Origin of the sequence: Bacteroides sp. AF32-8BH (genome assembly GCF_003435205.1) — a bacterium.
Classification (GTDB): domain Bacteria; phylum Bacteroidota; class Bacteroidia; order Bacteroidales; family Bacteroidaceae; genus Bacteroides; species Bacteroides ovatus.
This window is the reverse complement of sequence record NZ_QVLZ01000004.1, coordinates 213,848-226,965: the sequence shown is the minus strand read 5'-3', so window position 1 is coordinate 226,965 and position 13,118 is coordinate 213,848. Positions and strand designations below refer to the sequence as shown.

The 13,118-nt window shown below is 42.8% G+C and carries 11 protein-coding genes; 6 read left to right on the top strand and 5 right to left on the bottom strand.

The window, feature by feature from the left end:
• Window positions 1–17: 17 nt before the first annotated feature.
• Both DWZ47_RS04730 and DWZ47_RS04725 read right to left on the bottom strand, forming a co-directional pair.
• The gene (locus tag DWZ47_RS04730; RefSeq protein WP_004307437.1) at window positions 18–1,049 is read right to left on the bottom strand and encodes a glycosyltransferase family 9 protein; all 1,032 of its coding nucleotides are present in this window, start codon (window positions 1,047–1,049) and stop codon (window positions 18–20) included.
• 3 nt (window positions 1,050–1,052) lie between these two features.
• On the bottom strand, window positions 1,053–1,658 hold the full coding sequence (locus tag DWZ47_RS04725) for a DUF4254 domain-containing protein (RefSeq protein WP_004324325.1): 606 nt from the start codon (window positions 1,656–1,658) through the stop codon (window positions 1,053–1,055).
• Between the two features lie 117 nt (window positions 1,659–1,775).
• Between DWZ47_RS04725 and pdxB the strand changes: the two genes are divergently transcribed.
• Window positions 1,776–2,816, top strand: coding sequence for a 4-phosphoerythronate dehydrogenase PdxB (gene pdxB, locus DWZ47_RS04720; RefSeq protein WP_004322488.1), 1,041 nt, complete (start codon window positions 1,776–1,778; stop codon window positions 2,814–2,816).
• 106 nt (window positions 2,817–2,922) lie between these two features.
• Here pdxB and purN read toward each other — a convergent pair whose 3' ends face one another.
• The gene (purN, locus tag DWZ47_RS04715) at window positions 2,923–3,549 is read right to left on the bottom strand and encodes a phosphoribosylglycinamide formyltransferase (RefSeq protein ID WP_004307440.1); all 627 of its coding nucleotides are present in this window, start codon (window positions 3,547–3,549) and stop codon (window positions 2,923–2,925) included.
• Window positions 3,550–3,647: 98 nt separating this feature from the next.
• On the opposite strand from purN, the gene DWZ47_RS04710 reads away from it, so the two are divergent.
• Genes DWZ47_RS04710 through rnc form a run of 3 tightly spaced genes read left to right on the top strand, consistent with a single transcriptional unit; the run spans window position 3,648 to window position 6,192 of the window.
• On the top strand, window positions 3,648–3,884 hold the full coding sequence (locus DWZ47_RS04710; RefSeq protein WP_004291965.1) for an acyl carrier protein: 237 nt from the start codon (window positions 3,648–3,650) through the stop codon (window positions 3,882–3,884).
• 15 nt (window positions 3,885–3,899) lie between these two features.
• Window positions 3,900–5,162: a beta-ketoacyl-ACP synthase II gene (gene fabF / locus DWZ47_RS04705; protein WP_004307441.1), complete on the top strand. Its 1,263-nt coding sequence runs from the start codon at window positions 3,900–3,902 to the stop codon at window positions 5,160–5,162.
• A complete protein-coding gene (gene rnc / locus DWZ47_RS04700) occupies window positions 5,128–6,192 on the top strand; it encodes a ribonuclease III (RefSeq protein ID WP_117512423.1) in 1,065 nt (354 codons plus the stop codon). Before fabF ends, rnc begins: the two co-directional genes overlap by 35 nt.
• Here the strand turns inward: rnc and DWZ47_RS04695 are convergent.
• On the bottom strand, window positions 6,134–7,144 hold the full coding sequence (locus DWZ47_RS04695; RefSeq protein WP_099147220.1) for an ATP-dependent 6-phosphofructokinase: 1,011 nt from the start codon (window positions 7,142–7,144) through the stop codon (window positions 6,134–6,136). The genes rnc and DWZ47_RS04695 overlap by 59 nt on opposite strands.
• Window positions 7,145–7,281: 137 nt before the next feature.
• Here DWZ47_RS04695 and DWZ47_RS04690 point away from each other — a divergent pair, with 137 nt between their 5' ends.
• On the top strand, window positions 7,282–8,808 hold the full coding sequence (locus DWZ47_RS04690; protein ID WP_117512407.1) for a GH3 auxin-responsive promoter family protein: 1,527 nt from the start codon (window positions 7,282–7,284) through the stop codon (window positions 8,806–8,808).
• 180 nt (window positions 8,809–8,988) lie between these two features.
• Here DWZ47_RS04690 and mnmA read toward each other — a convergent pair whose 3' ends face one another.
• Window positions 8,989–10,146: a tRNA 2-thiouridine(34) synthase MnmA gene (mnmA, locus tag DWZ47_RS04685; protein WP_117512406.1), complete on the bottom strand. Its 1,158-nt coding sequence runs from the start codon at window positions 10,144–10,146 to the stop codon at window positions 8,989–8,991.
• A gap of 53 nt (window positions 10,147–10,199) precedes the next feature.
• On the opposite strand from mnmA, the gene DWZ47_RS04680 reads away from it, so the two are divergent.
• Window positions 10,200–13,040: a DEAD/DEAH box helicase gene (locus DWZ47_RS04680; protein WP_117512405.1), complete on the top strand. Its 2,841-nt coding sequence runs from the start codon at window positions 10,200–10,202 to the stop codon at window positions 13,038–13,040.
• The last annotated feature ends 78 nt before the right edge of the window (window positions 13,041–13,118 follow it).

The following is a 13,118-nucleotide window of genomic DNA, read 5'->3' as shown; positions in this document are numbered from 1 at the left end:
TTGAACTTCAGCAAGGATTAATCTACAAGCCCTTCTATTTTCGCAATGACCTGCTCCGGCTTTATATCCCTCAAACAGGCATAATCACCTCGCCAGCAAGGCTTCTGACCATATACAGAACAGGGACGGCATGACAAATCGAGTTGCACGGTATTGACCGGCAATTGTTTCCAACCCATAAAACCGGCATAAGGATGGGTGGCTCCCCAAATAGAGACAACCGGAATATTGACCAGGGATGCCAAATGCATATTGGCAGAATCCATTGAAAGCATCACGTCCAGATGACTCATCAGATTCAGTTCGGTACGCATATTCAGTTTACCGATCATTGAAACGACAGAAGGATATTTAGCAATCCATGCATCAAATACGTCCTGCTCGCTTTTACCGCCTCCAAAGAGGAAAACCTTTACTTTGGGATTGGCAGCAAAATGTGCTATAACTTGCTCCTGCAGTTCTAACGGATAAATCTTACCTGCATGTTTGGCAAAAGGAGCTATACCAATCCACTTTTGATCTTCTTTAGGCCCTGTGACTGGTTCTATTTCCGCAAAGTTTCCTTTTCCTTCACCATAAATAGAAGAGAAATTTAATAGTACCGGTAAACCTAGCTTCTCAAGTACATCGGCATAACGACGAAAAGAACTCTTCTGATTTTCCATCACCTTATCATGACGGCGAACCAGCTTCTTTTTGCCTGCCCTTCCTTTACAAATGGAAGCTACCGGTTTATTGGCAAGACGGAATCGCAAACATAAATACTTAGAACGAAGTACATGATGAAAATCAGCAATGTAATCAAAATGCATTGCTTTCAATTCCGAATAAAGGCTATTCAAGCCCCAAAGCCCCTTGTGCTTGCCTGTTAAATCAGCTCCGACAAAACCCACATTGGCAGGCAACCCCTGAAAGAGTGGCTGCCATACAGCACGACTTAACACTGTTATTTCATGCTGCGGGTATTGCACAGCCAGCGAATGTATTACCGGGATTGTCATGGCTACATCGCCAAGAGCTGAAAAACGAATAATGAGAATACGCGCCATTCGTTATTTTTTCGCATAAAGCACCGGATTTAATGCCGGGTCATTATACATCTTCATCTGTTTATATACTTTCATATATTTTCTTCCGGCTTCGATATCAGCCAACAGCTGTTCAATAGCCGTAGAAAGGTCTTTGCGTTGTTCCAGCAGGATATTCAACTTAGTCTGGCATTGAGCACGGTGTTCCTCGGTAGTGTCCGTACGTTCCACCTCCTGCTGCATGTGGTAAATTTTCAATGCAAGAATTGACAAGCGGTCAATTGCCCATGCAGGGCTTTCCGTATTGATCGTTGCGTCAGAGAGAGGTTTCACCTCTTTGTATTTGTCTAAAAAGTAGCTATCAATTAATTCCACCAGGTCTGTACGGTCCTGATTTGATTTATCAATTCTTCTTTTCAAGGCCAATGCTTCTACCGGATCAATCTGCGGGTCACGGATAATATCCTCAAAATGCCATTGCACAGCATCAATCCAGTTCTTTAGATATAAATAATACTCAATAGTTTTCAACTCGTAAGGATTGTTCATCGGAGCATCCACACTATCCGTTACATGGTAATCTGTTGTCGATTTCCAAAAAATCTCGTTGCAAAGGTTACTAAATGTCATAATCTTAACTAGCTAATAGATATATAATAGGGCAAATCTATGTAATATTTTTCAGACAAGCAACCGTTTCTTACTTTTTTATTTGTTACCTTTGTGGGTATAAAAGATGAATTGTATATGAAAATTATTATCGACAATAAAATACCTTATATAAAAGAAGCGGTACAGAGAATAGCCGATGAGGTAGTTTATGCACCGGGGAAAGATTTCACTCCGGAGCTCGTACGGGATGCGGATGCACTTATTGTCCGTACCCGCACACATTGCAACCGGGATTTATTGGAAGGTAGTCGAGTGAAATTCATAGCGACGGCAACCATAGGTTTCGACCATATTGATACGGAGTATTGCAAACAGGCCGGTATCGAATGGACGAATGCACCGGGATGTAATTCGGCTTCTGTCGCCCAATATATACAGTCATCGCTTCTTGTATGGAAGTCCGTCAGGAATAAAAGACTGAATGAACTGACGATTGGAATCATAGGAGTAGGAAATGTCGGAAGTAAAGTAGCTAAAGTTGCCCAGGATTTTGGCATGCGTGTTTTATTGAATGATTTGCCACGGGAAGAAAAAGAAGGTGCAGAACGATTCTCTTCACTGGAGAAAATAGCGGAAGAGTGTGACATCATCACTTTTCACGTACCTTTATATAAGGAAGGAAAGTATAAAACGTTCCACTTGGCGGATGAAGTTTTCTTTCAGTCACTCAAACGGAAACCTGTTATCATCAATACCTCACGGGGAGAAGTCATCCAGACTGATGCTCTTTTAAAAGCCTTGAACAGCCGGATGATTTCGGATGCCATCATTGACGTATGGGAGCATGAACCGGAAATCAACCGTGATCTACTGGAAAAGACATTTATCGGAACTCCTCACATTGCAGGTTACTCTGCAGATGGAAAAGCAAACGCCACACGTATGTCATTGGATGCCATCTGCAATTTTTTCCAAATAAAAGGGGATTATGAAATTAACGCACCCGCACTTGTCTCCCCCATTATTCATGCAAAAAACCACGAAGAAGCAGTCCTCCAAATGTATAATCCAACCGAAGACAGCAACCGGCTAAAAAATCAACCGGAGCTATTCGAAACCCTACGCGGAGATTATCCTTTGCGGAGAGAAGAGAAAGCATACATTATTAAGTATTAGGTATTAAGTTTCAAGTAAGTATCAGACATTAATCGCATCGACTGAAAAATTTAATAAAATTCTGTCAAAGGATTATCTGTACGACGTAATACTTAATACCTGATACTTAATTCTTATTATTTAATACCTGTTCTATGATTTGCGGGAAGTGTTCATATTCCAAAGCATGCACCTTCTTAGCTACATCATCCGGAGAATCAGTCGAAAGAACAGGGCAAGTAGCTTGAAAAATCGTATTTCCTTCGTCGTAATGCTCATTTATATAATGTATAGTAATGCCGCTTTCTTTCTCACCGGCAGCCACTACCGCTTCATGAACCCGGTCACCATACATCCCCTTGCCTCCAAACTTCGGCAGAAGAGCAGGATGTATATTTATAATTTTATCGGGATAAGCATGCAAAAGTAAATCAGGCACACGAACCAGAAAGCCAGCCAGCACGACAAAATCAATGCGGTACTCCTGCAAAATAGCCAAAATTTCATCTCCGGCTATCCAATCCTCCTTTGGAAACACGTTAGAAGGCACTCCCAAGCGATGCGCACGTTCCAAAACATAGGCGTCACTTTTATTAGAAAGCACCAACGAAACCTGAACGGAATCGTTTTTTTGGAAATACCGGATAATATTCTCGGCATTTGAACCGGAACCGGAAGCGAAAATTGCGATGTTTTTCTTCATAACTCTCAAATTCGATGCACAAAACAGTGAAAAATGTGCAAAACATTGCATTTATTTAGTCAAATATTTGCGCAAAACGATAAATATTCATTCCTTTGCACCGCAAATTTAAAGAAATAAAACTAATTATTAATTAAAAACTTAAAGTTATGTCTGAAATTGCATCAAGAGTAAAAGCGATTATCGTTGATAAATTAGGCGTAGAAGAATCAGAAGTTACTAACGAAGCAAGCTTCACTAACGACCTGGGAGCAGATTCTCTTGACACTGTAGAACTTATCATGGAATTCGAAAAAGAATTCGGTATCTCTATTCCTGATGACCAAGCAGAAAAGATTGGTACTGTAGGTGATGCTGTATCTTATATCGAAGAACACGCTAAGTAATTCGATTTCATCAATATGGAATTAAAAAGAGTGGTAGTAACAGGCCTTGGCGCCATTACTCCCGTTGGCAACAGCGTTCCCGAATTTTGGGAAAACATTGTGAACGGGGTTAGTGGAGCAGGGCCTATTACTCATTTTGATGCGTCGTTATTCAAGACCCAATTCGCATGCGAAGTGAAAGACTTCGATGCAACGAAATACATAGACCGCAAAGAAGCAAGAAAGATGGACTTGTATACTCAATATGCCATCGCTGTTGCTAAAGAAGCGGTGAGTGATTCCGGTCTTGACGTCGAGAAAGAAGACTTGAACAAAATCGGTGTTATTTTCGGCGCCGGTATTGGTGGTATACATACATTTGAAGAAGAGGTAGGCAACTACTACACTCGTCAGGAAATGGGTCCGAAGTTTAATCCGTTCTTCATTCCAAAGATGATTTCGGATATTGCAGCCGGACAGATTTCTATCATGTATGGTTTCCATGGTCCTAACTACGCGACTTGTTCAGCATGTGCTACTTCAACCAACGCTATTGCAGATGCCTTCAACCTGATTCGTTTGGGTAAAGCAAATGTAATTGTATCCGGTGGTTCGGAAGCAGCAATCTTCCCGGCAGGTGTAGGCGGTTTCAACGCTATGCACGCCTTGTCAACACGCAACGACGAAGCTTCTAAAGCTTCACGTCCGTTTAGCGCAAGCCGCGATGGTTTCGTTATGGGCGAAGGTGGCGGTTGCTTGATCCTGGAAGAACTGGAACACGCTAAAGCTCGTGGTGCAAAAATCTATGCAGAAGTTGCCGGTGTAGGTATGTCTGCAGATGCACATCACTTGACTGCTTCTCATCCGGAAGGTCTGGGAGCGAAACTGGTGATGATGAATGCACTGGAAGATGCGGAAATGGATCCGAAAGAAGTAGACTATATCAATGTACACGGTACATCTACTCCGGTTGGTGATATTTCAGAAGCAAAAGCAATCAAGGAAGTATTCGGTGATCATGCGTTCGAGTTGAACATCAGTTCAACCAAATCAATGACAGGTCACTTGCTGGGAGCTGCCGGTGCGGTAGAATCTATTGCAAGCATCCTTGCCATTAAGAACGGCATTGTTCCTCCGACTATCAACCACGAAGAAGGTGACGACGACGAGAACATCGACTACAACCTTAATTTCACGTTCAATAAAGCACAGAAACGCGAAGTTAATGTTGCCTTGTCCAATACATTTGGATTTGGTGGTCACAATGCGTGTGTTATCTTCAAGAAATACGCAGAGTAATATCGTGTTACGTAACGAAATAGATAAGATAAGGCTCTTGTTCCGCAAGGATAGAGAGTCTTATCTTTGTTTTTACCGGATACTCGGGTTCTACCCGCGCAATATCCAGCTTTATGAGCAGGCTCTCCTGCACAAATCGACTTCTGTCCGCTCCGACAAGGGACGTCCCCTCAACAATGAACGGCTGGAGTTTTTAGGTGACGCCATCCTCGACGCCATCGTGGGAGATATTGTCTACAAACGTTTCGAAGGGAAACGGGAAGGTTTCCTAACCAATACACGTTCCAAGATTGTACAACGGGAGACGTTGAACAAGTTGGCCGTTGAAATCGGCCTGGATAAGCTCATCAAGTATTCTACCCGCTCTTCCTCTCACAACAGCTACATGTACGGAAATGCTTTTGAAGCGTTTATCGGAGCTATTTATCTGGATCAGGGATATGAACGTTGCAAACAGTTTATGGAACAACGGATTATCAACCGTTATATCGATCTGGATAAAATATCCCGAAAAGAGGTTAATTTCAAATCCAAACTTATCGAATGGAGCCAAAAGAACAAAATGGAGGTTTCCTTTGAATTAATCGAGCAGTTTCTCGATCATGACAGTAACCCTGTATTCCAAACTGAAGTACGTATTGAAGGACTTCCGGCAGGAACAGGTACGGGATATTCCAAGAAGGAGTCTCAACAGAATGCCGCCCAGATGGCTATAAAGAAGGTAAAGGAACCGACATTTATGTCAACCATCGAAGAGATTAAAATACAACATTCGGCAACTGCTACTGAAATGGAAACAGAAATGGAAGTTGAATTTGCGACTAATTCTGAGACTGAATTGGCAAGCGGGCTTGAGAATGAGCCCGAAACCGAACTGAACACAAATCCCGAGATAGAACCGGAAAATGTTTCAGAAGAAAACATCCTCGTCGATGAGATTTCCACAGTGCAGGCCACAGAAGCTCCGGCAACTAGCCAAAGCAAATCCCCATGCGACGACCCTGAATCACCAAATCGTGATCTTCAGTAACTAATTTCAGTTTTCCTGCAACTTCTTCAAGAGGAATAGATGCTATATCGTCTCCTTGTAAAGTCACCATACGCCCGAATTGGCCATTGGCTATCAATTCTGTTGCATGCCCGCCCATGCGGGTAGAAAGATTGCGGTCGAAAGGAGTAGGCGAACCACCACGCTGGATATACCCCAAAACTGTTTCGCGGGTTTCTATACCGGTTTCATATTCAATTTCCTGCGCGATATATTCAGCAGCACGTTTACGCCCGTCAGTCTGAATTCCTTCCGCTACCACTACAATAGAATAGGGTTTGCCTTTCTTTAGTCTTTCCAGAATCGTATTGCCGATATTCTTAATGTTATAAGCGATTTCAGGAACGAGAATCACATCCCCTCCTCCTGCCATACCGGAATACAAAGCAATCCAACCGGCTTTATGCCCCATCACTTCAATCACCATCACCCTTTTATGAGAGCTTGCGGTGGAATGTAGACGGTCAATGGCATCGGTAGCAATACTTACCGCCGAGTCGAAGCCAAAAGAGATGTCCGTGCCCCAAATATCATTATCAATGGTTTTAGGAACAGATACGATGTTAACTCCCATTGCAGCAAACTTGGCTGCAGTCTTCTGCGTTCCATTTCCACCGATACAAACGACACAATCCAGCCCAATTTCATGGATATTCTGAAGAATTAAAGACGGTTTGTCAACATCAGAGACAACGCCTCCTTTTTTGAAAGGCTTCTCACGAGAAGTTCCTAACATCGTTCCACCCAGATTGAGCAAACCGGAGAGCGACTTGTCTGTAATAGATTCGACATCTTTAGTCAGCAAGCCCTGAAAACCGCTGTGAATACCTACCACTTCCATTCCGTAATAATTGATGGCAGTTTTGCACACGCCACGAATCGTGGCATTAATACCGGGACAGTCCCCGCCGGATGTTAAGATTCCAATTCTCATTGTCGCATTTTTTAGTCTAAAATTCGGGATTTATATGAAAGTCGTCAATTTTTAACGATTATTTCCGTCGTAAAGATAGAAAAAAAAGATAAATAAGTTACTTTTGCACGACTAAACATTATTATGTTAAAGCAGAAATGAATATTACAAAAATTATTAGTAAGACTTTCGATTCCCGTTTAAAACAGATAGACCTATATGCTAGTCAGGCTAGTGAGATACAGCATCGTGTGTTAAGCCGCTTAACACGCCAGGCCGCTCAAACTGAATGGGGAAGAAAGTACGATTATTCCTCTATCCGTAACTATGAAGATTTCCGAAAACGTGTTCCTATCCAAACATACGAAGAAATCAAACCTTATGTAGAACGTTTGCGAGCCGGGGAACAGAATCTGCTTTGGCCATCGGAGATACGCTGGTTTGCAAAATCCTCCGGAACGACTAATGATAAAAGTAAATTCCTTCCCGTCAGCAAAGAGGCACTGGAAGACATTCATTACAGAGGAGGAAAAGACGCGGCAGCTCTTTATTTCCGCATCAATCCGGATAGCCATTTTTTCTCCGGCAAGGGACTGATTCTCGGGGGTAGCCATAGTCCGAACCTCAACTCTAACCATAGTTTAGTAGGAGATTTATCCGCTATTCTGATTCAAAATGTGAATCCGCTTATCAATTTCATTCGTGTACCTAGCAAGAAAATTGCATTGATGAGCGAATGGGAGACCAAAATAGAAGCAATCGCCAACAGCACTATTCCGGTAAATGTGACAAGCTTGTCCGGCGTACCGTCGTGGATGCTGGTACTTATCAAACGTGTTCTTGAAAAGACAGGAAAACAGGCTTTGGAAGAAGTATGGCCCAACCTGGAAGTTTTCTTCCACGGTGGAGTGGCTTTCACTCCTTATCGTGAGCAATACAAGCAGGTAATTCAAACACCGAAAATGCATTATGTAGAGACTTATAATGCTTCGGAAGGATATTTTGGAACTCAAAACGACCTCTCTGATCTTGCCATGTTATTAATGATCGACTACGGAATCTTCTACGAATTTGTTCCGCTGGAGGAAGTAGGAAAAGAGAGTCCACGAGCTTATTGCCTTGAAGAAGTCGAGCTCAACAAGAACTATGCAATGGTCATTTCTACTTCTTGCGGCTTATGGAGATACATGATTGGGGATACAGTGAAGTTTACCAGCAAGAATCCCTATAAGTTTGTCATCACAGGAAGAACAAAGCATTTCATCAACGCATTTGGCGAAGAGCTGATTGTCGATAACGCTGAAAAAGGATTGGCAAAGGCTTGTGCCGAAACCGGAGCACAAGTTAGTGAATACACCGCGGCACCTGTATTTATGGATGAGAATGCCAAATGCCGGCACCAGTGGTTAATAGAGTTCGCTAAGATGCCGGATTCAGTAGAAAAATTTGCAGCGATACTTGATGCCACACTGAAGGAGGTCAACTCCGATTATGAGGCGAAACGATGGAAAGATATAGCTCTGCAACCATTGGAAGTAATCGTTGCCCGTGAGGGATTATTCCATGATTGGCTGGCACAGAGAGGAAAGTTGGGAGGACAACACAAAGTCCCCAGATTAAGTAATACGCGCGAATATATAGAAACAATGTTAGCGCTGAATGACAGCATTCTTTCGGAAGAATAACCAAAAACCAAGACATAACCGACACTAGTTTTCTTTATTACAGAGATTACTTGTACAAGGAGAGCGTTTCGAAGCACCTCTCCAATTTCTTCCAGGCACGGATTATGCGAATTACATGGATAAAGTTTATTCTCTTTCCGTGTTTATCCGTGTAATCCGTGCCTAAATTATGTCGGCTAATTACCGGGCGTTGACTATTATCCCTCCTCCCAATAATAAGCCATCTTTATAGAATGCAGCAGCTTGTCCCGGAGCAATGGCGGTTAAAGGCTCATGAAGTTGCACATGCAGTAGATGATCTGGTGTAATGGTAATCGTAGCATGGTTTTCCTGTTTGCGATACCGTATTTTCACAATGATGTCAGAATGCCCTAAAGTACGCTCCTGATTGACAAGATTCCAGTCTTTCAACCACATTTCTGTTTTCTCCAGAGCTGAAAGAGAAGCTAATACTACTTCGTTCTTTTCAGGATTAATCTCTTTCACAAATACGGGACGGTTCAAATGAATGCCCAAGCCACGTCTCTGTCCAATGGTATAAAAAGGATAACCCTCATGCCAGGCAATAAAATCTCCCTTTTCATCGACAAACCTTCCTCGTTTCACTTTATTGAGTCCTGCCTGATTGCTTCCAACCAATACTTGCCAATCTCCAACCAATGCTTGATTCTCCCCCATCATCTGCTCTTCTTCTGCCAATGCCTCATTATTTTGAGCCAACCAGTTTTTCAGAAAAGTTCGATAGTCCATTGGGCAAAAACAAACGCCTATACTATCCTTTTTAGTTGCCACCTTCCGGAACCCATGTTCCGCAGCCCAGACACGAGCTTCCACTTTCGTAATATCCCCCATCGGCAACAACATCCTGCAAAGAATATCTTGTTTCAATCCCCATAGAAAGAAGGTTTGATCCTTATCCGAGTCGGCAGCGTATGTTATATAAAAGGTATTATTTAGTTGTATATTCTGTGCATAATGCCCGGTAGCGATGTAGAAAACGCCTATTTCATCGGCAATTTTAGCAAGCAGAGGCCATTTCAGGTAATTATTGCACAATATACAAGGGACTGGAGTCCGTCCTGCCAGATACTCCTGCACAAAATATTCAATAATCTGTTTACTGAATATTTCACGGGCATCGTATGTTATATGCCGTATTCCTAAACGTTCTGCCAGATTACGGGCATCTTCCAGATACTCTGTCGAGCCATTCAATTCATAAAAACGGAAGGTTACTCCGATCACTTCATAACCGGCTTCCAGCAATCGCATAGCAGCAACAGAACTATCTGTACCGCCACTCATTCCAAGCAATACTCGTTTGTTTTCCTCCATCATGCTGCAAAATTAAGTATTTTCCCGTATCTTTGTTTGTTAAAGTCTAAAAGAGAATGAAAGAGAGACCAACTAACGGACAAGTTATAATCGTTTTCACAGAGCATCCGATACTCGGCATATTGCTGATTCCCTATATTGCGGAAAAGCTGGACGATGGTACCTTGCAATTGGTAGAACAAGCATTTCACGCCTCTCCCGAAGCTATGAGCAAGATGAGTGAGGCAGAAAGACAAGCTATTCATATCGCCTCTTATTATACAGAGAAGCATCTAATGAGTGTCTACTCCCGCGAAAAAACAGTATCGCGTTTTTTACATAAATTATCCGAAGATCCGGAACGAATAAAGAATGATATCCGTCCATCTATCGAAAAGAAACTGTTGGAAATGCTGATACTGATACGGGACAACGGACTGCCTTTTTATCAGAAACAAGCCGGCAGTAAAATACTATACGCCCATCATGCCTATCACATAAATCCTCATAATGCAGAAATTCGTGTAACGTTTCATGTTGACAATAAAACGTTTCGTTATCAGTTGCAGTGCTATTATGAAGGACAGCCATTCTCTTTAAGTGAGTTGAAACCTGTGGTTGTACTGACATCCGCACCAGCCACGCTATTATTGGGAATGGAGCTATACTTCTTTCCGCACATTGAAAGCGCACGCATCTTACCTTTTACAAAGAAAAGATCGATCAGCGTAGACGCTTCCCAAATTGAAAAATACATAGATAACATTGTTATCCCGATTGCTCGTTATCATGAAATCGAGACTCACGGTTTGAGTATAATGGAAGAGAAATGCCCCTGTGAAGCAATTCTCTCATTCGAAGATACCACGTACAACGGACAAGCATTGCAGCTTGGTTTCCGTTATGGAGATCAGACATTTACATCGGATAGTGCCCTTGAAATGAAAAAAATCATTTATCGGAAAACATCCGGTGAAATCTTCTTTTTTCGCCGGAACATTACTGCTGAAGAACAAGTCGTTCAGCTCTTAACGGATGCAGGCCTGCAACAACTCAATAATACACATTTCAGCCTATCCCCTGAAGCTCCGGAGAAAACGATCGTCGAATGGATCAACAACCATCGGGAGATGTTGCAGCAGTCCTTCCATCTCACCAGCAATATGGGAAACACACCTTATTGCCTGGACGAGATACGCATCGAGCAAAGTTGTGACGATGAGGTCGACTGGTTTGAATTGCACATCACCGTTGTTATCGGCAATCTGCGTATTCCTTTTTCACGCTTCCGCAAACATATCCTGGAGGAAAAGAGAGAATATCTGTTACCTGATGGCCGCATGATTCTCCTGCCAGAGGAATGGTTCAGCAAATATGCGAATTTACTAGAGATGGGAATTCAAACGGAAAAAGGAATCCGCTTGAAACATACATTTGTAGGTGCCGCACAGACCGCCTTAGGTGAAGAGGAATTAAAGAAATTTCCGGTGAAGCAACAGATACAAAATATTGCCGTACCCAAAAACCTCAAAGCAACGTTACGTCCCTATCAGCAGAAAGGATTCTCATGGATGGTACATTTGCATAAACAAGGATTTGGCGGATGCCTGGCAGATGACATGGGGCTTGGGAAGACACTCCAAACTCTTACTCTATTACAGTATATATATAAACCATCTACCCCCAGACAACCGGCTACCCTGATCGTTGTCCCCACATCGCTACTTCATAACTGGCGACGGGAAGCCAAACGCTTTACAGCACTCTCGATGGCGGAATACAACAACACCATGGCTATAGACAAGGAACAACCGGAAAAATTCTTCGGTCATTTTCACTTGATCTTTACGACGTATGGCATGATGAGGAATAACATTGATATACTCTGTTCATACCGTTTCGAATACATCGTGCTCGATGAAAGCCAGAATATCAAAAATAGCGAATCGCTCACCTTCCGGTCAGCCATTCGACTACAAAGTAAACACCGGCTTGTACTTACTGGCACTCCCATCGAAAACTCATTAAAGGACCTGTGGGCTCAATTTCACTTTATACAACCAGACTTACTGGGTACGGAAAATGCTTTCCAAAAGCAGTTTATAATGCCGATTCGTCAGGGGAATGCCCGTGCAAAAGTATTATTGCAACAACTGACAGCCCCATTTATCCTCCGTAGAAGCAAGAAAGAGGTAGCTCCGGAACTTCCGGCACTTACCGAAGAGACCATCTACTGCGACATGACTGAAGAGCAGAATACTTGTTACGAACAGGAGAAAAACAGCCTGCGCAACATCCTTCTTCAGCATCCTCAAAGTACCGACAGGCTTCATTCGTTTAGTGTATTAAATGGCATCTTACGTTTACGACAACTATCTTGCCACCCGCAACTTATCCTTCCCGACTATACCGGAACATCCGGAAAAACGGCACAGATAATCGAAACATTCGATACGCTACAGAGCGAAGGCCACAAAGTTTTAATTTTCTCCTCATTCGTCAGACATCTGGAGGTGCTCGCCGAAGCTTTCCACGAACGGGGTTGGAAATATGCCTTATTAACAGGATCGACCAACAACCGTCCTTCCGAAATCGCCTATTTCACCGATCAAAAAGACGTCCAGGCATTCCTGATTTCACTAAAAGCAGGAGGCGTGGGACTTAATCTGACTCAAGCCGACTATGTATTTATCATAGACCCCTGGTGGAATCCTGCCGCCGAATCGCAGGCGATCGCCCGCGCCCATCGTATCGGGCAGGACAAGCAAGTAATTGCTTACCGCTTCATTACCCAAAACAGTATCGAAGAAAAGATTCTTCACCTACAAGATGAGAAACGAAAACTAGCGGAAACATTTGTTGCCGATAGTGAGCCATTACCTATATTAAGCAACGAGCAATGGGTAGACCTGCTCTAATAATACATAAAGTCGCAATCTATCACAGAGACGTGTAAAATGTATTATTTCATCGTATTCCTGAATTTTTTTATCCAT